At 51.9% G+C, this 22,622-nt stretch carries 23 protein-coding genes; 14 read left to right on the top strand and 9 right to left on the bottom strand.

Features of this window, described 5'->3' with window-relative positions; translation table 11 throughout:
- Positions 1–49 precede the first annotated feature (49 nt).
- A complete protein-coding gene (locus tag LG201_RS08245; RefSeq protein ID WP_226771677.1) occupies positions 50–379 on the bottom strand; it encodes a hypothetical protein in 330 nt (109 codons plus the stop codon).
- A 416-nt stretch (positions 380–795) separates the two neighbouring features.
- Between LG201_RS08245 and LG201_RS08240 the strand changes: the two genes are divergently transcribed.
- Both LG201_RS08240 and LG201_RS08235 read left to right on the top strand, forming a co-directional pair.
- Positions 796–1,119: a YnfA family protein gene (locus LG201_RS08240; RefSeq protein WP_226771676.1), complete on the top strand. Its 324-nt coding sequence runs from the start codon at positions 796–798 to the stop codon at positions 1,117–1,119.
- An 84-nt stretch (positions 1,120–1,203) separates the two neighbouring features.
- Positions 1,204–2,220, top strand: a complete 1,017-nt coding sequence (locus LG201_RS08235; protein ID WP_226771675.1) for a S1 family peptidase — start codon at positions 1,204–1,206, stop codon at positions 2,218–2,220.
- On the opposite strand, the gene phoR is transcribed toward LG201_RS08235, so the two are convergent.
- Both phoR and phoB read right to left on the bottom strand, forming a co-directional pair.
- Positions 2,200–3,528: a phosphate regulon sensor histidine kinase PhoR gene (gene phoR, locus LG201_RS08230; protein WP_226771674.1), complete on the bottom strand. Its 1,329-nt coding sequence runs from the start codon at positions 3,526–3,528 to the stop codon at positions 2,200–2,202. The genes LG201_RS08235 and phoR overlap by 21 nt on opposite strands.
- A 37-nt stretch (positions 3,529–3,565) precedes the next feature.
- Positions 3,566–4,252, bottom strand: coding sequence for a phosphate regulon transcriptional regulator PhoB (gene phoB / locus LG201_RS08225; protein WP_226771673.1), 687 nt, complete (start codon positions 4,250–4,252; stop codon positions 3,566–3,568).
- A 189-nt stretch (positions 4,253–4,441) separates the two neighbouring features.
- On the opposite strand from phoB, the gene LG201_RS08220 reads away from it, so the two are divergent.
- The 6 genes from LG201_RS08220 to LG201_RS08195 all read left to right on the top strand — a co-directional run bounded on the left by LG201_RS08220 (position 4,442) and on the right by LG201_RS08195 (position 10,329).
- Positions 4,442–6,058: an OFA family MFS transporter gene (locus tag LG201_RS08220; RefSeq protein WP_226771672.1), complete on the top strand. Its 1,617-nt coding sequence runs from the start codon at positions 4,442–4,444 to the stop codon at positions 6,056–6,058.
- Positions 6,059–6,078: 20 nt separating this feature from the next.
- Positions 6,079–6,660: a DNA-3-methyladenine glycosylase I gene (locus LG201_RS08215; protein WP_226771671.1), complete on the top strand. Its 582-nt coding sequence runs from the start codon at positions 6,079–6,081 to the stop codon at positions 6,658–6,660.
- 95 nt (positions 6,661–6,755) lie between these two features.
- Positions 6,756–7,205, top strand: coding sequence for a 6,7-dimethyl-8-ribityllumazine synthase (gene ribH, locus LG201_RS08210; protein WP_226771670.1), 450 nt, complete (start codon positions 6,756–6,758; stop codon positions 7,203–7,205).
- Positions 7,202–7,690, top strand: a complete 489-nt coding sequence (nusB, locus tag LG201_RS08205) for a transcription antitermination factor NusB (RefSeq protein ID WP_226771669.1) — start codon at positions 7,202–7,204, stop codon at positions 7,688–7,690. Before ribH ends, nusB begins: the two co-directional genes overlap by 4 nt.
- A gap of 227 nt (positions 7,691–7,917) precedes the next feature.
- Complete coding sequence (locus tag LG201_RS08200; RefSeq protein ID WP_226771668.1) at positions 7,918–8,658, top strand: FHA domain-containing protein; 741 nt, start codon at positions 7,918–7,920, stop codon at positions 8,656–8,658.
- A gap of 36 nt (positions 8,659–8,694) precedes the next feature.
- Positions 8,695–10,329, top strand: a complete 1,635-nt coding sequence (locus tag LG201_RS08195; RefSeq protein ID WP_226771667.1) for an HD family phosphohydrolase — start codon at positions 8,695–8,697, stop codon at positions 10,327–10,329.
- Positions 10,330–10,348: 19 nt separating this feature from the next.
- On the opposite strand, the gene LG201_RS08190 is transcribed toward LG201_RS08195, so the two are convergent.
- The 5 genes from LG201_RS08190 to LG201_RS08170 are packed head-to-tail and all read right to left on the bottom strand — an operon-like array spanning position 10,349 to position 14,536.
- On the bottom strand, positions 10,349–11,092 hold the full coding sequence (locus LG201_RS08190; RefSeq protein ID WP_226771666.1) for a UDP-2,3-diacylglucosamine diphosphatase: 744 nt from the start codon (positions 11,090–11,092) through the stop codon (positions 10,349–10,351).
- Positions 11,093–11,101: 9 nt separating this feature from the next.
- Positions 11,102–11,593 carry a peptidylprolyl isomerase gene (locus LG201_RS08185; protein ID WP_226771665.1) on the bottom strand — a complete coding sequence of 164 codons (492 nt, stop codon included), beginning with the start codon at positions 11,591–11,593 and terminating at the stop codon, positions 11,102–11,104.
- On the bottom strand, positions 11,590–12,288 hold the full coding sequence (locus LG201_RS08180) for a peptidylprolyl isomerase (RefSeq protein ID WP_226771664.1): 699 nt from the start codon (positions 12,286–12,288) through the stop codon (positions 11,590–11,592). The genes LG201_RS08185 and LG201_RS08180 overlap by 4 nt, the downstream gene beginning before the upstream one ends.
- A 4-nt stretch (positions 12,289–12,292) precedes the next feature.
- Positions 12,293–13,510, bottom strand: coding sequence for a L,D-transpeptidase family protein (locus LG201_RS08175; protein ID WP_226771663.1), 1,218 nt, complete (start codon positions 13,508–13,510; stop codon positions 12,293–12,295).
- Positions 13,511–13,519: 9 nt separating this feature from the next.
- A complete protein-coding gene (locus LG201_RS08170; protein WP_226771662.1) occupies positions 13,520–14,536 on the bottom strand; it encodes a nuclear transport factor 2 family protein in 1,017 nt (338 codons plus the stop codon).
- Positions 14,537–14,712: 176 nt separating this feature from the next.
- On the opposite strand from LG201_RS08170, the gene cysS reads away from it, so the two are divergent.
- Positions 14,713–16,080 carry a cysteine--tRNA ligase gene (gene cysS / locus LG201_RS08165; protein WP_226771661.1) on the top strand — a complete coding sequence of 456 codons (1,368 nt, stop codon included), beginning with the start codon at positions 14,713–14,715 and terminating at the stop codon, positions 16,078–16,080.
- Positions 16,081–16,118: 38 nt separating this feature from the next.
- Positions 16,119–16,403 carry a hypothetical protein gene (locus tag LG201_RS08160; RefSeq protein WP_226771660.1) on the top strand — a complete coding sequence of 95 codons (285 nt, stop codon included), beginning with the start codon at positions 16,119–16,121 and terminating at the stop codon, positions 16,401–16,403.
- A 72-nt stretch (positions 16,404–16,475) separates the two neighbouring features.
- Here LG201_RS08160 and LG201_RS08155 read toward each other — a convergent pair whose 3' ends face one another.
- Entirely contained in the window at positions 16,476–16,655 is a 180-nt protein-coding gene (locus LG201_RS08155; RefSeq protein WP_226771659.1) for a hypothetical protein, read from the bottom strand.
- A 22-nt stretch (positions 16,656–16,677) separates the two neighbouring features.
- Here LG201_RS08155 and LG201_RS08150 point away from each other — a divergent pair, with 22 nt between their 5' ends.
- The 4 genes from LG201_RS08150 to LG201_RS08135 are packed head-to-tail and all read left to right on the top strand — an operon-like array spanning position 16,678 to position 22,616.
- Positions 16,678–17,982, top strand: coding sequence for a TolC family protein (locus LG201_RS08150; RefSeq protein WP_226771658.1), 1,305 nt, complete (start codon positions 16,678–16,680; stop codon positions 17,980–17,982).
- Complete coding sequence (locus LG201_RS08145) at positions 17,982–19,166, top strand: efflux RND transporter periplasmic adaptor subunit (protein WP_226771657.1); 1,185 nt, start codon at positions 17,982–17,984, stop codon at positions 19,164–19,166. The genes LG201_RS08150 and LG201_RS08145 overlap by 1 nt, the downstream gene beginning before the upstream one ends.
- Positions 19,167–19,168: 2 nt before the next feature.
- Positions 19,169–22,270: an efflux RND transporter permease subunit gene (locus LG201_RS08140; RefSeq protein WP_226771656.1), complete on the top strand. Its 3,102-nt coding sequence runs from the start codon at positions 19,169–19,171 to the stop codon at positions 22,268–22,270.
- Between the two features lie 10 nt (positions 22,271–22,280).
- Positions 22,281–22,616, top strand: coding sequence for a P-II family nitrogen regulator (locus LG201_RS08135; RefSeq protein WP_226771655.1), 336 nt, complete (start codon positions 22,281–22,283; stop codon positions 22,614–22,616).
- Positions 22,617–22,622: the final 6 nt, after the last annotated feature.

The raw sequence follows: 22,622 nt of genomic DNA, 5'->3' as shown, positions 1-22,622 counted from the left end.
TCAGTGTATGAATCAGGTTTGGTTTTCGTTGATTTTATTAAGTGTTGCTTTATCTCACCTTGGCCAGCGCATGGATGCCGACTGGTGGGTAATGCGTGGTCGTGACGTCTGCATACTGATGGCTTGTGAAGTGAGCGCCGGGATGTGGTGCAAGGTGAATCACAGCGCTATCGATTTTGCCCGGACGATCTTTGCTTGCATCTGGAATGGGGCGCGTAGACTTATCTACAACGGTATTGGTCACTATTACGGTTGGTTTTTTGATAGCCGTGATCAATGCTTGCGCCGTTTCATCTGCAGCAGATGCAAGCGCGGGTAATGCAAGCAGGATAAACAAGGACATGGTATTCAGCAGATTTGAGCGATTCAAGATGTTCACGGAAGATCCCTGTTTTTTTGAATGACAGATAGGTATCGCAAGCGCCGTGCCACTAATTGATGACAAGTGGTGGTTTTATAGTTATATGATTTTTAATGTATTTTTGGTTTTAAGCCTGGGGTGCAAGCGGTTAATCGCCTGTTGCTAACAAAACAATCTGTCCCAATTCACACAATAAGATGGATGTGTGTGGATTTATCAACAGCTGGGGCAAGTTAGCGTTAGCAGTGAAGTAAAGACGCTTTCGCCGGGGATTGGGCTGAATGAATGGCAATGTTATCCGCTTGGGTAAAGATGATTGGCGATTGATGGAGTGTGGAGTAGAAAGGCGTGAATGCAACTAGAGCACTATGGTGCTTATGAAAATGAAGCGCGTGTTTATAATGTAGGTATTCAGCTATTGCATGCCCATCGGGATGATATTAAAAACTTTCTTGTTATTTGTTGTGACCGCCCTGGCTGAGATTGTAGGCTGCTATCTGCCTTATCTGTGGCTGAAAAAAGGCGGGTCGGTATGGTTGTTGTTACCTGCGGCTCTCAGTCTTGCCTTGTTTGCCTGGTTGCTGAGTTTGCATCCCAATGCTGCTGGGCGAGTCTATGCGGCGTATGGTGGCGTCTATATTTTTGTCGCCCTGGGCTGGCTCTGGCTGGTGGATGGCATACGTCCCAGTGCCTGGGATATTGTCGGGGTCATGGTGGCCATAGCTGGCATGATGATTATCATGTTTGCACCACGGTAGCTTGATTGATGGGGTGTAATGGAGTGAAATAAAGCAGTAAATCGCCAATGTAGGTCTTCAGGCAGGCAGTGCAAGGAGATTGAAATGAACGCGTTGATCACTTCCGTAATGCTAAGAGGGCTGGCCTTGATAGGCTTGATGCTGCCTTTTTCTGAGGCAAATGCCATCATGGATGGCATGCCTGCTGTCGGTGTGTCGACGGTTCAACTGGTGTTTGAACATCGGACTTGGCGTGAATATGCTCAAGAATGGAAGATCAGTCATAGCCAGTGTAGCGCAGTCGTCGTAGGCGTTGCGCCCTTAACCTTGCTGACGGCTGCCCATTGCCTGCGTGAAGTGAGCCTGAATCCAGTAAATCAACTCCCACTGGTACGCATTGCCCAAGCGGATCAGCCTGCAATACAGTCAGCAATACTCACACAAGCCATTTTCCCGGAGTTCGACAAAGTGCGGGGCAACCTGATTGATGACCTGGCAGTCTTGGTATTTGATCTCCAGCTCACGGATACCAAGCTGATTGCGCCGGTGTTACTGGATCATCCACAAGCCAGGGCATTGTTATGCGGTTATGGCTTTGGTGCCTCGGATAATCCCCCAGATATATTACGGTGCGCCAGCAAAACCTTGCACGAGGCCAGCGCGGAGTTTTCTGCTTTTGTGCCTGCCCGCTATGAAGCATTGGATCCATTGTTTTATGCGCGATATCGTACCCAGTTTGAAAGCAAGGCCAGCGCTATTTCTACATTGGATACGCTGCTCGCCGTGAATCGGCTGGATCATGAGGGTGAATATATCCCAAGTTTGCCAATGCCGACTTTGGGCGATTCCGGTGGGCCATGGTTGGCTGATTTGGGAGAGGGGCGTTATGTCGTGATGGGCGTGACCAGTTTTGTGGAAAGTTTTTACAGCAGTTCGCCCCAGTGGGGATTTTTCCGTCAGAGTAATGCGCCCATGGCGGATTTTATGTACGCAGGCTACGGCATCCGGCTGGATTCAATGCGCGCGCGCAAGTTATTCAATGCTGCGCGCATCCGGGGGGCGGATATACGCGTCTACCGGCAGGGTTGGGAGCAACTCGAATCAAGGCAGCGAATCAACTGATGCGACGGTTTTTCGGATCAGGCGGGATTGGGGCAGGACGGCACTGAAGATACTGCCTTTGCCTGCTTCACTTTCGATCTCAAGGTGACCTTGATGGCGCGTCAAAATATGCTTGACGATAGACAGGCCCAGCCCGGTTCCGCCAGTTTCACGTGAGCGGCTACGATCAACCCGATAAAAGCGCTCGGTGAGACGATCTATATGCTGTTGCTCAATGCCAATGCCGGTATCACACACGCTGAAAATAACATTGGTGCCACGTAGCAGCAGCTTCAGCGAGATAGATTCACCCTTGGGTGTATAGCGTACGGCATTGCTGACCAGATTGCCGAGGGCACTGTGCAGCTCTTCCGGGGCGCCTTTGATAAACAGGCCGGGTTCGACCGGGTCCAGCGTGATGTGGTGCTGGTTCTGGCTCAGGCTATTGCCTTCATGCAGGAGCATGTTAAGCAGGGCTGAGAGATCAATCTCACTTTCCTGCGGTGCTTCCGGACTATTCTCCAGCTGGGATAAGGTCAGCAGGTCTTCAATCAGGCGCCGCATGCGGTTGGTTTGTTCCTGCATCATGCTGAAGTAACTGCGTGTACTTTCAGGCACTGCACCTTCCATATCCATCAATGTTTCAATAAAGCCACCGACGACCGTAAGCGGGGTACGCATCTCATGGGAGACGTTGGCAATAAAATCTCGCCGCATGGTTTCGAGCTTTTCCACCTGGCTGATATCGCGCGATAGCAATAATTTCTGGTTGGCGCCAAAGGGTACCAGCTGTATTTCCAGCGTGGCGCCTGCATTACGCCATGATTTAAGTTTGATGGGTTCGGAATAATCCTGACGATGAAGATACTGGATAAAGTCTACCGGCCTGACCAGATAACTGATGGGCTGACCGGCATCCTGCTTCATGGATAAGCCGAGCTGGTGTTCAGCCGTGGGGTTACACCATTCGATCTGGTCGTTGCCATTCAGCAAGACCACACCATCTGGCAAGGCGCTGGCGGCGTGGCGAAAACGATCCAGCGCAGAGCTGATTTGTGCCTGGCTCCTGCTATGGCGACGTTTTTCATAATAGATCGCGGCAAACACATCTTCCCAGATACCTGCACCTATGGGCATCGAGTTGAGATCTGGCTTCTTGAACCACTGCAATAGCTTGTGCAACCAGAACAAATGGCTGATCAGATAAAGCAGGATGGCCGCAGCAAAGACCGCAAGTGCAGTCATGGCGTCCGTGGCTGCCCAGATGATCAGGCAAATGAATACTGTGGCCAAACCGAGCCACAGGGCTTTCCATCGAATATCTTGCACGAAGTTGTTCTTGTAAGAATCAGGCGCTTATTATGATCTACTGAGCGGAGAAACGGTAGCCAACACCACGCACAGTCTGGATAAATTCTTCATGCCCGGACTCTGTAAGTGCGCGTCGCAGGCGGCGGATGTGCACATCCACGGTACGGTCTTCGACAAATACGCGGTCGCCCCAGACGCGATCCAGCACTTGAGTGCGAGAATGCACGCGTTCCGGATTGGACATTAAGTAATGCAGCAAACGGAATTCTGTCGGACCCAGTTCCAGGGTTTTTCCATTGCCTGACACCCGGTGCGTCATTGGATCCAGCCTGAGGCCGCCCGCTTCAATCGGGTCATCTGTCATTTGAGGTGCACGACGGCGTAATACGGCCTTGATTCTGGCATTGAGTTCACGCGGGCTGAAGGGTTTGGTGACGTAATCATCCGCACCCACTTCCAGCCCACGTACTTTGTCTGCTTCTTCGCCACGTGCTGTAAGCATGATGATGGGGATGGACTTTGTCAGCTCATCGCCTTTCAGCTTGCGTGCAAACTCAATACCGCTCATGCCAGGCAGCATCCAGTCGAGCAGGATAAGGTCAGGCAGGGTCTCGCGAATCAGCATCTGTGCCTGCTCCACACTCAGTGCGCGCACTGGGTTGTGGCCGGCCTGGGTCAGGTTCAGGGCAAGCAATTCCTGTATCGCTGGTTCGTCTTCTACTACCAGTATATTGGCTGGCATTTGGAGGTTTCCTTGAGTGGTTGAATGACGAGCAATATATGACGCTAATATGACAGATTGATGAACAAGATTAAATAGACTCAGGCATTGCAGTTTTTCCCAATTTATATGAGTATTTGTAACAAATTGTTTCGATCTTGGCAGTGGCGGTGATTGCTTGCTGATTATTGATTAAATAAGGGGTGTCTGATGTCTGGTTTTTTCTCCAAAGAGCGCATTACTGCTGCGCCGGGCTATAACCGCTGGTTGGTGCCGCCTGCTGCATTGGCGGTGCATTTGTCCATTGGTATGGCGTATGGTTTCAGTGTCTTCTGGTTGCCGCTGTCCAAGGCCTTGGGTATCAAGGAGCCGCTTGCGTGTGGCGAGGATATCAGTTTCTGGATGCGCACCATTACAACGAGTTGCGACTGGAAGGTCAGTGATCTGGGCTGGATGTATACTCTGTTTTTTGTTTTTCTTGGCTCCTCAGCTGCTGTGTTTGGGCATTGGCTGGAGCATGCAGGCCCACGCAAGGCGGGGGCAGTGGCCGCGCTGTGTTGGGGCGGTGGCCTGCTAATCTCGGCGATTGGGGTATACACACACCAGCTCTGGTTAATGTGGTTAGGCTCGGGTGTGATTGGCGGGATTGGTTTGGGGCTGGGATACATTTCGCCAGTTTCAAGCCTGATCAAGTGGTTCCCTGATCGCAGGGGGATGGCAACCGGTATGGCCATCATGGGGTTCGGTGGTGGTGCCATGATAGGCGCACCCTTAGCCAATACCCTGATGAATTACTTCGCAACACCGACATCGATTGGTGTCTGGGAAACCTTTGCCACCATGGGCGTATTATATTTTGTCGCCATGATGATAGGCTCGCTCGGCTATCGCGTGCCCGCCAATGGCTGGAAACCTGAAGGCTGGACTCCGCCAGCGAATAATGGCAAAGCGATGATTACCTCACGCCATGTGCATGTGAATCAAGCGCATAAAACGCCACAGTTCTGGTTACTCTGGAGTGTGCTGTGCCTGAATGTGAGTGCGGGCATAGGCGTGATTGGCATGGCTTCTCCGATGTTGCAGGAGGTGTTTGGGGGATTGCTCATAGGTGAGCCGCTGAAACTGGCTGAGCTGAGCCTGGACCAGAAACTGCAGGTGGCGGCCATTGGAGCGGGTTTTGCCGGCTTGTTGTCCTTCTTCAATATCCTGGGACGGATTGGCTGGGCGTCATGCTCTGATTTTCTTGGGCGCAAGCTGACCTATATCATATTTTTTGCGCTGGGTTTTGTGCTGTACATCCTGTCACCCTGGGCGGGAGATATCGGCAGTGTGGCGCTGTTTGCAGGATTGTTCTGCGTTATCCTCACCATGTATGGCGGTGGATTCTCGACGATTCCTGCCTATCTTGCCGATATCTTTGGCACTCAGCATGTAGGCGCGATTCATGGCCGCTTGCTGACAGCATGGGCAACTGCAGGCGTGCTTGGGCCAGTCACGGTGAATTACCTACGCGACTATCAGTTGGATCATGGCGTGCCTGCAGATCATGCCTACAACATGATCATGTATGTGCTGGCTGCGCTTTTGTTGATTGGGCTGGTGTGCAACTTACTGGTGCGTCCAGTGGCTGAAAAACATTACATGACACCAGCCGAGCTTGAGGCTGAAAAGAAAATCTCTCATGAGAAGTCGCTGGCGGCAGCCAGCCAGCAGGGCACGCACAAAAGCAGTACCGTTCTGACGGTGGTGGTATGGGTAGCGGTAGGCATTCCGATTAGTTATGGCATATGGAATACCTTGCAGAAAGCCGTTATCCTGTTCCATTAAATCGGCCAGAGGTGTTTGTTGTGAGCCATCCCGCTCGTTCGCGTTGTCTATGGGCCAAGGCCCCACTCGATATTGTTTATCATGATCATGAGTGGGGTGTGCCGGTTCATGATGACCGTACCTTGTTTGAATTCCTCACGCTGGAAGGTGCCCAGGCAGGCCTGAGCTGGAGCACTATCCTGAAAAAACGCGCGCACTATCGTCAGGTGTTTGATGATTTTGAGATCGCTAAAGTAGCCGCTTACGATCAGGCCAAGGTGGATAGTCTGTTGGCAGATGCAGGCATAGTGCGCAACCGGCTCAAGGTGGCTTCTACCATTGGCAATGCGCGTATTGCGCTGGAAATCCAGGCGCAGTATGGCAGTCTAAATCAGTACCTGTGGGAATTCGTAGGCGGCGAGCCAGTGCACAACGCCTGGTCGGATGTTTCCCAGGTGCCAGCCAAAACGCTGGTGTCAGATCAGATGTCCAAGACTTTGATCAAGCGGGGATTTAAATTCGTTGGTTCTACGATTTGTTATGCATTCATGCAGGCAACCGGTATGGTCAACGATCACACTATCGATTGTTTTCGCCATGCTGAAATCTCAGCGCGTGCATAAAGTCGCTACGTGGTAAAATATCTTGATTAATCAGGGCATCCCCTGAATCATTTTCAATGACGCGGCATGGGCCGCGTACCTGACGGAACGAGATCATGAAGAAAATAGCAGTAGATTTGAACGGCAAGGATTTGCGTATTGGCATTGTATTGTCACGCTTTAACAGCAATATTGGCGAAGGCCTGTTGCAAGCCTGCGTGGCAGAGTTGGTGAAGCTGGGTGTGGCCGATAATGACATTACCCTGGCAACCGTGCCAGGTGCGCTTGAAACGCCAGCCATTCTCCTGCAAATGGCCGATAGCGAGCAGTTTGACGGATTGATTGCGCTGGGTGCGATCATCCGTGGGGAGACCTATCATTTTGAGGTCGTTTCCAATGAATCCGCCCGCGGCATTTCTGATGTGCAATTGAACACGGGTATCCCCGTAGCCAATGCCATTCTCACCACAGAAACTGATGAGCAGGCAGAAGAGCGTATGGCAGTGAAGGGCGCCGAAGCTGCAACTGTTGTGGTTGAGATGATCAACTTACTGAAGCAGCTATGAGCGATATTGATAATAACCAGCCTGACGCTGCTGCGCGTCCCAAACCTGTCAAGGCTGCACGCAGTCGCCGTAAATCACGGGAGTTGGTGCTCAAGGGAATTTACCTGGGTCTGATGAACCAGAAAGCAGTGCGCGACATCATGCGTGAGCTGGCGGATGATCCCGATTTTGACAAGGCGGATGATGAGTATTTCCGTCAGCTGCTGGAAGGTGTCGCCTCGAATATGAGCGTGCTGGATGCTCGTTTGGTGGGCTCGCTGGATCGCCAGGTATCTGAGTTGAGCCCGATAGAACATGCCATTCTCTGTATTGCTGCTTATGAGCTGATCTATGACGTTACCATTCCTTATCGCGTGGCAATTAATGAGGGTGTAGAGCTGGCCAAGCTATATGGCGGCACGGATGGCCACAAATATGTGAACGGTGTGCTCGACAAGATTGCTGCTGAAGCCCGTCCTGATGAGTTTCAGCGGAACCGGAGATAGTTCGCCAGTATTGGAGATGACAAATAGCCAGCCGCAAGCTGGCTATTTTTTTGTCGGTAATTGCTTGTAATGTTGGGTAAGATTGGTCATATTCTGAGCAGTCAGTAAAAAATAACAAATTCAAGGTTTATGCACATGCCATGTGAAGTGTTATGCCGCGCATTTTGAAATGGCCTGTCATGGGAGTATGGGGTGCAAGTGATTAAACAGGTAGGAATCGGGTATTTATGGCAAAGCTTGTACTGACACTGGAAGGTGATTTTCTGGCCGAGTTTCCACTGGATAAAGAGCGATTGACGATAGGGCGGCGACCCAATAACGATATCCGCCTTGAAAACCTTGCCATCAGTGGTGAGCATGCGGTGGTTGTCACGGCTGGTGATCAGTCCTACATTGAGGACGCGGGCAGCACGAATGGGACATTGGTGAATGGTCAGCCCGTCAAGCAGCACTGGTTGCAGGATGGTGACAGGATAGGTCTGGGTCGGCACCAGATTGAATATCGGGAAGAGGGTCTTGCCGCCAGTCGCGGTTTTGAACAAACCATACTGGTCATGCCATTGATCAATCAAGCGATGGCGGATGCTGCTCCTGAGGCGCAAGTAGAGCAGGTGGTTGAGCCGAGCGAGACTTCTTTGGACGATGAGCTTGGGCAAGCTGCAGTCATCAATACCGTTCCCCTGTTGGCGCCAGTCAGTCAATTACAGAGTGCCAAAATACAGGTATTGAGCGGGGCCAGCGCCGGGAAGCAGATGGTGTTACACAAGAGCTTGACTACCTTGGGGAAAAGCGGCGTGCAGGTAGCGGTGATTACCAGACGCCCGCATGGCTATTTCCTTGCCCATGTGGAAGGGGAAGGACGTCCGGTGTTAAATGGTCATGCAGTAGGTGTTCAGGCCCATGCATTGGGGCATGGCGATATTATTGAGTTGGCTGGGGTGAGGATGGAGTTTTCCCTCAGCCCTTAGGGTTGGCTGACATTACCGATTCAAGGGGAGTAGCGCATGACGGACCAGAGTGTTCTTTTGCAGCAGCTAGAGCAGCTTCATGCGATCGGCATTGCGCTTTCTTCAGAGCATGACCACAAACGTTTGCTGGAAATGATAGTGATCAGTGCCAAGGAGATGACCAACGCCGATGGCGGCACTCTCTATACCGTGACTGAAGATCAGCAACTGCGGTTTGAAATCATGCGTACGCGCTCACTCAATATTGCTATGGGCGGGACGACTGGCATTGATATCCCCTTTCCCTCCTTACCACTTTATCTGAATGATGGAAGTCCTAACCACCACATGGTGGCCGCCTATAGCAGTCTGAACGGGTGTACTGTCAATATAGACGATGCCTATGCGGTGGATGGGTTCGATTTTTCTGGTACGCGGGAATTTGATCAAGCCACAGGCTATCGCTCTTGCTCGTTCCTCACAGTGCCGATGAAGAATCATGAAAATGAAATCATCGGAATATTGCAATTGATCAATGCACAGGATCCTGATACCGGCGACATCATGCCATTTTCCCTGGCCAGCCAGCGGCTGGTGGAATCACTGGCATCACAGGCTGCGGTTGCCTTGACTAATCAGCAATTAATCACTGGCCTGAAAAGCCTGTTTGAGGCATTTATACAACTGATTGCTGGCGCGATTGATGCGAAATCTCCGTATACGGGCGGGCATTGCCGGCGCGTGCCCGAGCTGACAATGATGCTGGCTGAGGCCGCGAGCCGGACCAGTGTGGGGCCCATCAGTGGGTTCAGCATGAGCAGCAAGGAAGTGGATGAACTAAGGATTGCGGCATGGTTGCATGACTGTGGCAAGGTGACGACGCCAGAAGCCGTGATGGATAAGCCGACCAAGTTATCCACCATTTTTGACCGTATCGAGTTGATAGACCAGCGCTTTCAGTTATTGAAAAAACAGCTTGAATGCGGATTCCTGAAAGAAAAGCTGGCCTGTGTGCAACAAGGTCGTCATGCCGCTATGCCTGATCTGGAGCATGGGTTTTCCGCACGGTTACAGCAGTTGGAGCTGGACCGCATTTTTCTGCGGCAGGCGAATATAGGCAGTGAGTTGATGCCAGTCGAGGATCAGCAGCGCGTGCGTCACATTGGGCAATATGTGCTTGAGGATGCGCTGGGTCAGCCTGTTCCGTTTCTGACTGAAGAAGAGATCTATAACTTAACCATAGAGCGAGGCACGCTGACTGAGGAAGAGCGATCCATCATCAATCACCATATCGTGGTGACGATAGAGATGCTGGAGTCCTTGCCCTATCCGCCTGATCTGCGCCGTGTGCCGGAGTATGCAGGAGGGCATCATGAGCGCATGGATGGCAAGGGGTATCCGCGTGGCCTGACGCGTGAGCAAATGTCGATTCCGGCACGAGTGATGAGTATTGCGGATATTTTTGAAGCCTTAACGTCTGGTGACCGGCCTTACAAGAAAGCCAAGCGCTTATCTGAGGCTCTGCAAATACTGGGGAATATGAAGCTGGACCATCATATTGATCCAGACCTGTTTGATGTGTTTATTCGTGAAAAAGTCTATTTGCGATATGCAGAGCAGTATTTGCAGCCAGACCAGATTGATGAGGTTGATGAGTCGAAAATCCCGGGTTACGCGCTGTCTGTCAGCTAACAACTGACTCAGGTTTTCTTTATAAAGGCTGGTTAGTAAAGCCGGAATGATCGGCCCGCAAGCAACTACCCTGATCATACCAATCACCCAATACCCAGCGTTGCACCTGGTGCCCATCGACGGTCAGCTGATGCAATGCCGGCCTGTGCGTGTGACCATGGATCAACACCTGCGGATACTGAAACTGGCGGATGAGGGTATCTACGGCATCCTCATTCACATCCATAATGCTTTCCTGTTTGCCAGACTTTTCCTGTTCACTGCGTTTACGCAAGGCTTCAATCTGTGCTTTGCGGGATGCCAGAGGTTGTTGCAGAAATGCGTGTTGCCAGGCGGGGGTGCGCACCTGCTGACGGAAGGCCTGATAGGCTACATCATCGGTACACAGTGCATCGCCGTGGCTGAGTAGTATGCGCCTGCCATACAGCTCTATTAAGGTCGGATCTGCCAGTAGAGTGATGCGCGTGGCCTGCGCAAAGCGATCGCCAATCAGGAAGTCGCGATTGCCATGCATGAAGAAGATAGAGGTGCCGTTGTCGGCCAGAATGCGTAAGGCTTCGATAATAGGTAAGTGCTGGTCCAGATCATCATCACCTGCCCAATATTCGAAAAAATCCCCTAGGATATAGAGTGATTCTGCCTGAGAAGCCTGATATTGCAGAAAAGCCAGGAATTGCGCCGTAATAACGGGCCTGGAGCGGCAAAGGTGCAGGTCGGAAATGAACAGCGAATGTGCGTGCGCATTTCCTTTACCTGACCTCATAAGCAAGCTTTAAACGACTTCAGCGCGTTCGATGATAACTGGCTCTACCGGTACATCCTGGTGACCATTCTTGCTGCCAGTTTTGACTTTCTTGATCTGGTCTATCACTTCAGTACCCGCGACCACTTTGCCAAATACTGCGTAACCCCAGCCTTGGGAAGTAGGCGCAGTAAAGTTGAGGAAGTCATTGTCAGCCACGTTGATGAAGAACTGGCTGCTTGCAGAGTCAGGCGATGGCGTACGTGCCATGGCAACTGTATAGTTTTTGTTCTGCAGGCCGTTGTTGGCTTCGTTCTTGATGGTTGGGTTGGTGGGTTTTTGCGACATATCACTGGTAAAGCCGCCACCTTGAATCATGAAACCGTCAATGACGCGGTGGAAAATGGTGTTGTCATAAAAGCCATCCTGGACGTATTGCAGGAAGTTTGCCGCCGTAATAGGGGCTTTTTCTGCATCCAGTTCAAGGGTGATTTCGCCGAAATTGGTGTGTAATTTAATCAAGGTTTCTTTCCTTTGGTTTTGGGTGTCTCAGTTTGCGCAATCTTGTTTTTCTTGTAGTCCAGGCGCTCGGCAATATTGATGGGCTGGTCAAGTAAGGCTACGCGCTCGATCACGACGGGTTCGGTCGGCACGTTCAGGTGGGCGCCCACGGCCTTGGTCGGGCTCTTGCCGATACGCTCCACTATATCTATACCCTTGATGACTTTGCCAAATACGCAATACCCGATATAAGCCGCTTCCGGTTTGTGGAAGTTAAGAAACTTGTTGTCAGCCAGGTTGATAAAAAATTGCGATGTGGCTGAGTGGGGCGAAAATGCACGTGCCATGGCGATTGAGCCATATTCATTCTTGAGGCCGTTGTTGGATTCGTTTTCAATTGGAGAAAAGGTCGATTTTTCCCGCATCTCAGCCGTCAAGCCACCACCCTGGATCATGAAGCGATCAAGGGTACGATGAAAGGTGGTACCTGTATAAAAGTCGCTGGTGACGTACTGGATAAAATTGGCGACTGTTTTCGGCGCCTTGTCTGGATACAGCTCAATAATGAAGCTGCCCTGGTTAGTCTGCACCTCGATTTGGGGCGGTGTGTTATCTGCGGCCTGAGCAATCCCAAACAACAAGGATAAAGACAGTAACGGTACTAAAACAATACTTTTTATTGCGCGCATCGGGGAGTCCTCCAAAAAAACCGGCATGTGATCATGCTGGGCCTTCATACATAATTTTCCAGCGCTGTTTGTCCCAGACCCAGTACTGCTTTTTTTGCATGCGGCTTTCGAGGACATCGCTTTTATAATTCTGGTTAAAATTCACCTGAACCATCGTGGCAGGGCTACTAGGATAGCGGAACATGCTGAGGTTGGATAGGCTGATGCTGACTTTTGAACTGGCGGACTGGATGCGGCGTTTTTCACTGCTCCAGCGTTGCAGATTGATATTTTCACTAAAGAAATTAGTGTCGTAGTGGCTCAGATAGCGCTCTGTATCTTGTGATTCCCAATCTTGACGCCAGCTTTCAATCGCCTGTTTCAATGCCTGCATATTGGCTGTAGATGCCTTGTTTGGCGTAATCCAGGTCAGGTCATTGGCAATAATCACTGGGGTATTGCCATTCTGTAATACTGGCGCCAGTGCTAATAGGTCGGGGTTGGTCATGACGATACAGCCGTCGCTGGCCTTGGGTGGTCGACTATAGACATTTTTAGGCGTGCCATGCAGCCAGATACCGTGCCCTTTTTTACCTTGCTGGCGATCCAGTGGATTGGGGTAGTTGAGTGGATAGGCCGCTTCGCCATAAAAGTCAGGAAGTTTGCGCGACATTTTCTGTCCGGCGGTATACAGCCCAAGTGGCGTGCGCTTGTCCCCCTCGGTAAATTTCTCGCTACCGTTCTTGCCCATTGTGATGTAGTAATCAACCAGATAATGCAGTTGGTTGTCACGGTTCTGATACACATATAGTCGTGATTTTGTTGTGTCGACGACGATGGCATAACGTTGGTCGGGCGCCAGTTGCCACAGGGGTTCAGGGATTTTGGCGATCGTGTTGCTGGCGAGATGACGTTCAATACGGACCCTAGCCTCATCACGGAAATCCCCGAGCGTCGGGTCGCTGGTCGCATCCATTTTGGGGCTTTTCTGGGCAAACGCCATCAGCAGGTCGCCCCGTACCAAGTGTGCCAAGCGGAAGTTTGGCACTGCTTGCAATAGCTGGTCTATTGTATCTAGCGCTTGTTGCAGCTTGCCATCGTTGATCTCTAGCAGGCTCTGAACCAACAGGCGCTCGGCCTGGTTACTGCTAAAAGCCGTGATAGCGGTCGTAGGCATGGCACCGCTTTTATCTGCAGTAGCATTCCATGGCAGTAGGTTGCCACTGAGCAGCAGGGCGCCGATGACGAGTTTGACGATACGATTCTTCATAGGGTGAGCTTATCGATCCGTCAGTTCTTGCTGGATCAGCCATTTGCCATGTTGCTGCGTCATCACCAGTAGTTTGGAGGTCCGTTGAGACAGGCTGCCTGAGCGGTAGGATTGCTGAAAGCGTACCTTGGCGCTGTGGTCATTTTCAAAGCTGACCTCAAGCCTGTTCAGACTGACTTGAATTTTCGATGGCTTGCTGAGGCGCTCCCGCCGAATGTTCTCCCAGGCTTTACGGGTTTCACCATTGGGAGTTTTGAAGTTGCTCGCATAGCTTGCCAGGTATTGATCCACGTTCTGTGAAGACCATGCCTGGGCCCAATGCTGCACTGCATCCGTGACGGCTTGCTGGTTGCTTGAGATGACTGGTGCAGGCGCTTTGACCTCTTCAGGTACAGGCTTGGCTGGCTTGACTTCAGCTTTGGGTTCACTCTTGGCGGGTGCTGGCGGTACTGATATTGCCGCTATCTGCGTTTCTTTTGGCACCTCCACTTTGGCCGTGGTTTGCACCGGCGGTGTGGGCGAAGCGAATAAATCCTTGATCAGAGATAGCTTGCTTTTAGCCCTGGTATTGCTGGTGTCCAGTTGCAGGGCTTTGCCGTAGGCGTCTGAAGCCATGCGTGCATAAATATCGCCCAGGTTTTCATGGGCCGTGGCATAGCTGGGATGGGTTTTGATGGCAGCATCCAGTGCGGTGCGGGCTTTGTCATACTGTCCCTGGTCGGCATAAAGTACTGCCAGATTGTTGTATGGTTCAGGCAGCGTTGGATTTTTTTCCGTTAGCTCGGTAAAGGTTTTGATTGCTTCATCCCGCTTGCCGGTCTCAGCAAGCAGCACGCCACGCAGGAAGATGGCCTGGATATCTTTAGGCTTGCTGATTAGGTAAGTGTTGATGCGCTCCAGTGCCTGTGCATTTTGCCCTTGATTGGCCAGTAGGGTAATGTTCTTCAGTTCATCTGCGCGTGCGCTAGCGGCAACGAATAAGGCCAGCATGAGCAGGCCATGGCTTAAAGCGCGGAGTACAGGCATTGTGATATACTTTTTGACAAATTATTCAGGCGCCAATTTTATCAATAAGCTCATTCAAGCTCCAGTAGCACAATGGTGATTCGCTGGTTTTATTGATATAAAAGGCTCTTGCATTACACAATAGCATCACATGACATTCATTCCGCTTAATTTCTTATCAACTTCCAACCATTCACATGCTGAAAATCTATAACTCGATCGCTCGCGAGAAGCAGCAATTTGTCCCTATCGTTGCTGGCAAGGTAAGCATGTATGTATGTGGCATGACCGTATACGACTATTGCCATTTGGGCCATGCCCGGGTGATGGTGGTGTTCGATATGGTCAATCGCTGGTTGCGTACTTCAGGCTTTGACGTCACCTATGTGCGTAATATCACCGATATCGATGACAAGATTATCGCCCGTGCCAATGAGAATGGCGAAACCATTACTGCGCTGACCAATCGGTTTATTACTGCCATGGATGAGGATGCTGCGCGTCTAGGTGTATTGCGTCCAGATATTGAGCCACGGGCGACAGCCTATATTGATGCGATGATCAATATGATTGTCACCTTGATTGGCAAAGAGCACGCCTATGCGGCAGATAATGGCGACGTCTATTATTCAGTGTCCAGTTTTGCCGGATATGGCAAGCTTTCTGGCAAGTCGCTGGAGGATCTGCGTGTGGGTGAGCGGGTGGATGTTGATGTGCACAAGCGTGATCCCATGGACTTTGTGCTGTGGAAAGCTGCCAAGCCTCATGAGCCAAGCTGGGATTCTCCCTGGGGCCAGGGTCGTCCAGGCTGGCATATTGAATGTTCCGCGATGGGCGAGCAGCATCTTGGCCAGCATTTTGATATCCACGGCGGTGGCCAGGATCTGCAATTCCCACATCATGAGAATGAAATTGCCCAGAGCGAGGGCGCGCATGACTGTACGTTCGTGAACTACTGGATGCACAACGGTTTCATTCGCGTCGATGATGAGAAGATGTCCAAGTCTCTCGGCAACTTCTTCACCATACGCCAGGTGCTGGATCAATATGATGCCGAAGTGGTGCGCTTCTTTATCCTGCGTGCGCATTACCGTAGCCCCTTGAATTACTCTGATCATCACCTGGATGATGCCAAGCAGGCGTTAACCCGCTTATATACTGCCTTGCGCGGATTACCCGTGCAACCATCCGCCATCGATTGGACGCAATCTGCTGCGGCGCGCTTTAAAGTGGCCATGGATGATGACTTCAACACCTCCGAGGCGTTTGCCGTATTGTTTGAGCTGGCCAATGAAGTAAACCGTAGCCGTTCGCTGGAGCAAGCCTCCATACTCAAGACCCTGGCTGCCCAGCTTGGCTTGCTGCAGCGGGATTCTGAGGAGTTTCTTCAGGGCGATGTCTCTGCTGGCTTGTCGGTGGACGCGATTGAGCAATTGATTCACCAGCGACTAGCCGCCAAAAAATCCAGGAATTTTTCCGAGGCGGATTGCATCCGTCAATCACTGTCAGAGCAAGGCGTGGTGCTGGAAGACACGCCTCAAGGGACGACCTGGCGGCGCGTTTAGTTTTGCTCAGCAGTCAGCTTTGTGGCTATAATGGGCTCATGTCTTTTGCCAAGCGGCTATTCGCCTTACTCAGTATGGTTGTCTGTATGTGTTTGTTTGCGCAACAAGCAGAGCAGGCATATGCAATGGAGTTCGATGGTCCTGCCGTCTCCCATAGCCAGCATTTCGAGATGGATAATGATCGAGATGCGAGTGAACCTATCCTGGTGTTCCATTTGCCGCTGGTCCGTCCTGAGTTCTTTTTTGATCTCAAAGTTGCCATCCTGGCGCCTACTTACCGCCAACCCAATCTGTTCCTGATCACCCGCCCTCCTATAGCCTAATTGCGTCCGTAAACTATTATCAGGCCATGTGTGCCGCTATGCCATGTGATTGGCCCTGGTGTGCGCCTGTGTCTAGAAGTTTGTGGGCGTTGTCTTCTGGGTATTTCTCACGTTTGGCCCGACCCTTGCTACTTGTAGCCTGGTCGCCATATCAATGGCATAGTCTGCTGCCTGACCGTGGCCTTTATCCAGATCGTAGTGCCTGCTATCACTGGTGCCATCAACTAGCGCCAGTGGCCCGCAGGATTGCATTCAATCAATCAGTTAGAGTGACATGAAGATAAAAACAGATGTACATGCGCACAAAAGTGGTGCATTGCGGGCAGGAAGTGCTGTACTTCGTACAGTGGCAAAAAAACTCTTGCCTGCGGTGCTGACTTTTTGCTGCATAGAGCCGGCCTTGGCAGCGTATACGCTGCCTGACATTATAGATGGTGCCTTGCAATACAACCCGGCGGTGGGTATCGCTGCTGCGCAGAAAGATGCTGCTGAAGCGGCAATCACGACTGCAGGAACTTATAGCAATCCTCAGGTCGAAGCGGTCATGGGGCCTAGTCGCTATCGGACACCAGGTGGTCAAGGGGGAGATCGTAACTGGAACCTGGGACTTTCCCAGCCTTTGGAGTTTCCAGGTGTGCGCAATGCCAGGCTGGCAGTTGCGGAGTCTGGTAGCAAAGTGGCGGATACCACAACCGCCTTGATTCAGATTGAACTCAGAACACGTGTCAAGAATGCGTTTTACGATGTTTTGCAGCGCCAGGCGGTACTCAAGCTGGTAGAGGGCGACCGTAACTTGCTGCAGCAAATTCGCGAGCGCGTGAAATTACGGGTAGATGTGGGTGAAGCGCCCAGATATGAGCTGATCAAGGCAGATACCGAGGCCTTGGCTGCAGAGCGCGATTATCAGGCTGCATTGGTACGTGTGTCCGAGGGTAAAGCCTATTTGCGTGGGCTGGTGGGATCGAGCATTCCGGTTGAATATGATCTGGCAGGCGAGTTGCCGCTGGCATATAGTCTGCCATCCCTGGATAGCTTGCGTGAGCAAGTGTTACAAAGCCCTCAATTATCTCAGGCACGTGCAGCCAGGGAAACCGCCGATGCCAGGCTAAAGCTCGAAGAGCGCTTGCGCACGCCAGGCCTTACCCTGAAGGCCAGCATAGAGCAAGATCCCGATTTGACGCAGATGCGTTTTGGCGTGGCCATTCCATTGCCATTGTGGGATCAGCGCAAGGGCCCTATTGCCGCAGCCGCAGCTGATGTCAGACAGAACCAGGCGATATTGAGTGACCGTGAACTGGCCTTGCGCCGTGATATGGAAGCCGCTTATCAGCGCTACCTGATTGCCCAGCAGCAAGTATCCGCATTTGAAAATGGCCTGCTCAGTCAGGCCGAGTCAGTATTGAAGGTGGCGGAAGCTGCTTACCGTTTTGGCGAACGAGGCATTCTTGAATACATGGATGCACAGCGGACTTTCCGCGCGGTGCGCAAGGATTATCTTGCTGCCCGCTTCGATTATGTCAGCAGTATGCTGGAAATTGAGCGCCTGCTCGGTACTGAACTTTTGGAGGTTAAGCCGTAATGTTTCTGAATTCTTTGATTAAACAATCCCCTGCCACATTCCCAGTCAAGTCCGTGTTATCGAGTTTGATGTTGGTGTTATTGCTTTCTGCCTGCAAGCCTGCGACTGAAAATACCGATGAAGCTGAAAAGCAGCCGAATGATCCCAATGTGGTCGAGCTTTCCAAATTGCTGCAAGACCAGGTCAAGCTGGCAACGGTAGGCAAAGCCGATATTCGGGAGATCTTGCGTGTGCCTGGCAGCATACAGGTGGATGAGCAGCGTGTTGCCCGGATTGGTGCCTCTGTGACCGGACGGATTACGGATATTGATGTGATTCTGGGGCAGGATGTCAAACAGGGCCAAGTGCTGGCGACCTTGAACAGTACCGAGCTTGCACAGAACCAGTTGCTGTATATCAAGGCATGGCAACAGATTGCGCTACAAACCAAGGCGGTTGAGCGCGCACGCCAATTGCTGGAAGCTGATGTTATTGGAGCAGCCGAGTTGCAGCGTCGTGAAGCCGAGTTGAGTGCAGCGCAGGCTGACCTCTATACCGCCAAGGAGCAATTGCATGTGCTGGGCATGTCTGATCAGGCGATTGCGCAGATCGCCCATTCTGGCCAGATGCGTTCCTACAGTAGTGTCTACGCACGTCTTGCAGGCACCATTATCAGTCGCAAGGTGAATCTGGGGCAGGTAGTGCAGCCGGCAGAGGAGCTGTTTATTGTGGCCGACCTGTCACGCGTCTGGGCGGTGGCTGAGGTGCCGGAGCAGCAGGCTGAACTGGTGCAGGAAGGCGAAGATGTTGATATCGAAATCCCCGCACTGAGTAATCGAAAATTCACCGGCAAGCTGATTTTTGTAGGCGATGTGGTGAACCCGCTAACGCGTACGGTGACAGTGCGTACCGATATGGTGAATACCGACCATACCATCAAGCCGGATATGCTGGTTTCCATGCTGGTGCAGTCCAAGGCGATTTCCCAGATGGCGGTTCCACGTCGTGCGGTGGTACGTGAAAATGACAAGAATCATGTATTTGTCGAGATTGCACCCAACAAATTCCGTATGCGTGAAGTGGAACTGGGGACAGAGTACCAGGAGTTGGTAGCTGTCACTGCAGGTCTGGATGAGGGTGAGAAAATCGTGGCCGAAGGCGCTTTCCACGTCAATAACGAACGCAAGCGCAAGGAACTGGAATAACGATGATTGAATCCCTGATTAGAGCTGCACTCAAGCAGCGTCTTATAGTGGTGGTCCTGGCCCTGGCCCTGATGGCTGCTGGGGCGTTTTCTGTGAAGAAACTTTCGGTAGACGCATTTCCTGATGTGACCAATGTACAGGTGCTGATTGCGACGCAGGCAACTGGCCGCTCTCCTGAGGAGGTTGAGCGTTTTATTGCGGTACCGCTGGAAATTGCCATGACCGGTTTACCGGGCCTGGAGGAAATGCGTTCGCTGAATCGGAATGGCTTGTCGCTGATTACCTTGGTGTTTACTGACAAGACCGACGTCTACTTTGCCCGTCAGTTAGTGATGGAGCGCTTGATGGAGGTGATGGAGCGCCTGCCCGAAGGTGTGACGCCGATTCTTGGCCCTGTGGCCACCGGCCTGGGCGAGGTGTATCAGTTCACCCTGGAAAAACCCAGCGATGGTAACAAGGAGCTATCCCAGGAGGAGTTGACCGAGCGTCGCTCCATCCAGGACTGGATTGTGCGCCCATTGCTGCGCGGTATTCCTGGCATTGCTGAAATCAATTCCCAAGGCGGTTACGTCAAGCAGTATCAGGCGCTGGTGAACCCCGATCGCATGAATCACTATGGCCTCAAGTTGCATGATGTCTATCTGGCCTTGGCGCGTAACAATGCGAATAGTGGTGGTGGCGTGTTGCCGCGCTATGCCGAGCAGTATTTGATCCGCGGTGTGGGCTTGATCCAGGATCTGGAAGACATCCGCAATATCGTGCTCAAGGAACAAGGCGGCGTTCCGGTATATATGCGCGATGTGGCAGAAGTCCAATTAGGCTACGAAGTACGGGTCGGTGCAGTGGTCAAGAATGGCTATACCGAATCTGTGGGCGGTATCGTCATCATGATGCGTGGCGGTAATGCCAAAGAGGTGGTGAGCCGTGTCAAGGCGCGTGTGAAGGAAATCAACGAGCAAGGCATGTTGCCTGGTGGTCTGCAGGTCGTGCCTTATTATGATAGAAGTGAGCTGGTGGATGCGTCACTGAAGACGGTGGTCAAGGTGTTGATTGAGGGCATTATCCTCGTGATCATCATCTTGTTCCTGTTCCTCGGTGATGTACGCTCCAGCCTGATTGTGGTGACCACATTGATTCTGACGCCATTGATTACTTTCATGGCGATGAACTATTACGGTATTTCCGCCAACCTGATGTCCTTGGGTGGCTTGGCGATCGCGATTGGCCTGATGGTCGATGGCTCGGTGGTAGTGGTGGAGAATGCCTTCCACCATCTGGGACACCGACCTGGTGAGAGCAAGATACGCGTGGTGCTGGAAGCGGCGACCGAGGTGGGTACGCCGGTACTGTTCGGCGTAGGCATTATCATCCTGGTATTCCTGCCGTTGATGACCTTGCAGGGGATGGAGGGCAAGATGTTTGCCCCGCTGGCCTTGACGATCGCCATAGCCTTGTTTGTGTCACTGGTTATTTCACTGACATTGTCACCCGTGCTGTGCTCTTACATTCTCAAAGGTGGTAGTGGGGAAGATACCCGTTTTATCCAGGCTATTAAGCGCCCTTACCTGCGCATGCTGGACTGGGCGCTGGAGCATGACAAGCTTACGATCATCACGGCTACGCTGGTTTTTGTCGGCACGATATTGCTGGTGCCATTTCTGGGAACATCGTTTATCCCGGAAATGAAGGAAGGCTCGATTGTGCCAGGGATCAACCGGGTGCCAAATATTTCGCTGGAAGAGTCGATCAAGATGGAAAACGACGCCATGCGACTGATCATGGAGCAGGTGCCGGGTGTGAAATCAGCTGTTTCTGGCGTTGGCCGTGGCGAAAGTCCTGCCGATCCGCAGAGCCAGAATGAGTCCACTCCTATCATCAGCCTCAAGCCTAGGGATGAATGGCCGGATGGCTGGACGCAGGATGATATCGCAGAAAAAATGCGTATTGTGCTGGAGTCCTCGTTGCCAGGTGTGCAGATTGTCATGGCCCAGCCGATTTCTGACCGTGTAGATGAGTTGTTGACCGGAGTGCGTGCGGATGTGGCGGTGAAGATCTTTGGTGAAGATATGGATCTGCTAAAGGCCAAGGCCGATGAAATATCGCGTATCGCAAGTAGTGTGACGGGGGCGACAGAGATCAAGGTAGAAAAGGTCTCCGGCCAGCAATATCTCAATATCACTGTGGACAGGCATGCGATTGCACGTCATGGTATTAATGCCGCTGATGTGCATGATGTGATTGAAACAGCGATAGGCGGCAAGATCGCCACTGAAATTTATGAGGGGCAGCGTCGATTCAGTGCGGCAGTGCGTTTCCCGGCCAGCTTCCGCGACAATATTGAAGCAATCAAGAATATCCTGATTACTTCACCCAATGGCTCGCGAGTGGCGCTGGAAGACCTTGCCAAGATCGAGGTGCGTGATGGTCCTGCACAGATCAGTCGTGAACTGGCCAAGCGCCGGGTGGTGGTGGGGATTAACGTCAAGGATAGAGATCTGGGTGGTTTTGTCGCCGAGTTACAGCAAGTGCTGACCAAGCAGTTAAAGCTGCCTGAAGGCTATTACCTGGAGTTTGGTGGCCAGTTCCAGAACATGGAACGGGCGATGGGACATTTGATGGTGATTATCCCGGTCACGATAGGAGCGATTTTCTTCCTGTTGTTCTTGCTGTTTAACTCCGTGCGCTACGCCACCATGATTATCATGGTGCTGCCATTCGCCTCCATCGGCGGTATCATCGCGCTCTTCCTGACAGGCGAATACCTCTCGGTACCCGCTTCCGTCGGCTTTATTGCCTTATGGGGGATTGCGGTGCTGAACGGGGTGGTACTGGTCTCGTATATTCGCAGTTTGCGGGATGAAGGCTTGAGCCAGAGTGAAGCTATTATCAAGGGTTGTACACAACGATTCCGTCCCGTCATGATGACGGCCACAGTGGCGATGCTGGCCTTGGTGCCTTTCCTGTTTGCGACTGGACCAGGTTCGGAAATTCAGCGTCCGCTGGCGATTGTGGTGATTGGCGGGCTGATTACCTCTACGCTATTGACGCTGGTAGTGGTACCTACTTTGTATCGCAAGTTTGAAGAAAAACGGATAGAAGCCTGAGGGAAATGAGATGAAAGAGATTAAAGCAGTAGTACCGCCGCAACGATTGCCAAAAATCCGTTCAGCCTTACGTAATATCAAGGGCTTTCCCGGGATGACCGTGAGCAAGGTAGATGGATGCGGACACCATGTGGCGCGCCCTACGCACGGCATACGGGAGGAGCTGACGGATTACAGCCCCAAAGTGCGGGTTGAGATTGTGGCCCCCGAAGAGCTGGTTGAAGGCATCCTGCAAATCCTGGTTGAGGTTGGACATACCGCCCAAATTGGCGATGGTATTGTCTGGGTGACCCCAGTGGAACGTATGGTGCGGCTGTCTGAGCAAGTGATTGTTCTGGATTGCTGATTCACA

The sequence above is a fragment of the Methylobacillus gramineus genome (genome assembly GCF_020532675.1).
Classification (GTDB): Bacteria; Pseudomonadota; Gammaproteobacteria; order Burkholderiales; family Methylophilaceae; genus Methylobacillus; species Methylobacillus gramineus.
This window is presented reverse-complemented; position numbering and strand designations above follow the sequence as displayed.

Bases quoted from the DNA above. Each gene is read 5' to 3' on its own strand.
- LG201_RS08195 (WP_226771667.1), top strand. From the start codon at position 8,695: ATGACGGACCAGAGTGTTCTTTTGCAGCAGCTAGAGCAGCTTCATGCG.
- LG201_RS08200 (WP_226771668.1), top strand. From the start codon at position 7,918: ATGGCAAAGCTTGTACTGACACTGGAAGGTGATTTTCTGGCCGAGTTT.
- ribH (WP_226771670.1), top strand. From the start codon at position 6,756: ATGAAGAAAATAGCAGTAGATTTGAACGGCAAGGATTTGCGTATTGGC.
- cysS (WP_226771661.1), top strand. From the start codon at position 14,713: ATGCTGAAAATCTATAACTCGATCGCTCGCGAGAAGCAGCAATTTGTC.
- LG201_RS08160 (WP_226771660.1), top strand. From the start codon at position 16,119: ATGTCTTTTGCCAAGCGGCTATTCGCCTTACTCAGTATGGTTGTCTGT.
- phoB (WP_226771673.1), bottom strand. From the start codon at position 4,252: ATGCCAGCCAATATACTGGTAGTAGAAGACGAACCAGCGATACAGGAA.
- LG201_RS08170 (WP_226771662.1), bottom strand. From the start codon at position 14,536: ATGCCTGTACTCCGCGCTTTAAGCCATGGCCTGCTCATGCTGGCCTTA.
- LG201_RS08135 (WP_226771655.1), top strand. From the start codon at position 22,281: ATGAAAGAGATTAAAGCAGTAGTACCGCCGCAACGATTGCCAAAAATC.
- LG201_RS08150 (WP_226771658.1), top strand. From the start codon at position 16,678: ATGAAGATAAAAACAGATGTACATGCGCACAAAAGTGGTGCATTGCGG.
- LG201_RS08180 (WP_226771664.1), bottom strand. From the start codon at position 12,288: ATGCCGGTTTTTTTGGAGGACTCCCCGATGCGCGCAATAAAAAGTATT.
- LG201_RS08140 (WP_226771656.1), top strand. From the start codon at position 19,169: ATGATTGAATCCCTGATTAGAGCTGCACTCAAGCAGCGTCTTATAGTG.
- LG201_RS08220 (WP_226771672.1), top strand. From the start codon at position 4,442: ATGTCTGGTTTTTTCTCCAAAGAGCGCATTACTGCTGCGCCGGGCTAT.
- LG201_RS08190 (WP_226771666.1), bottom strand. From the start codon at position 11,092: ATGAGGTCAGGTAAAGGAAATGCGCACGCACATTCGCTGTTCATTTCC.
- LG201_RS08175 (WP_226771663.1), bottom strand. From the start codon at position 13,510: ATGAAGAATCGTATCGTCAAACTCGTCATCGGCGCCCTGCTGCTCAGT.
- nusB (WP_226771669.1), top strand. From the start codon at position 7,202: ATGAGCGATATTGATAATAACCAGCCTGACGCTGCTGCGCGTCCCAAA.
- LG201_RS08145 (WP_226771657.1), top strand. From the start codon at position 17,982: ATGTTTCTGAATTCTTTGATTAAACAATCCCCTGCCACATTCCCAGTC.
- LG201_RS08240 (WP_226771676.1), top strand. From the start codon at position 796: ATGATATTAAAAACTTTCTTGTTATTTGTTGTGACCGCCCTGGCTGAG.
- LG201_RS08235 (WP_226771675.1), top strand. From the start codon at position 1,204: ATGAACGCGTTGATCACTTCCGTAATGCTAAGAGGGCTGGCCTTGATA.
- LG201_RS08155 (WP_226771659.1), bottom strand. From the start codon at position 16,655: ATGCAATCCTGCGGGCCACTGGCGCTAGTTGATGGCACCAGTGATAGC.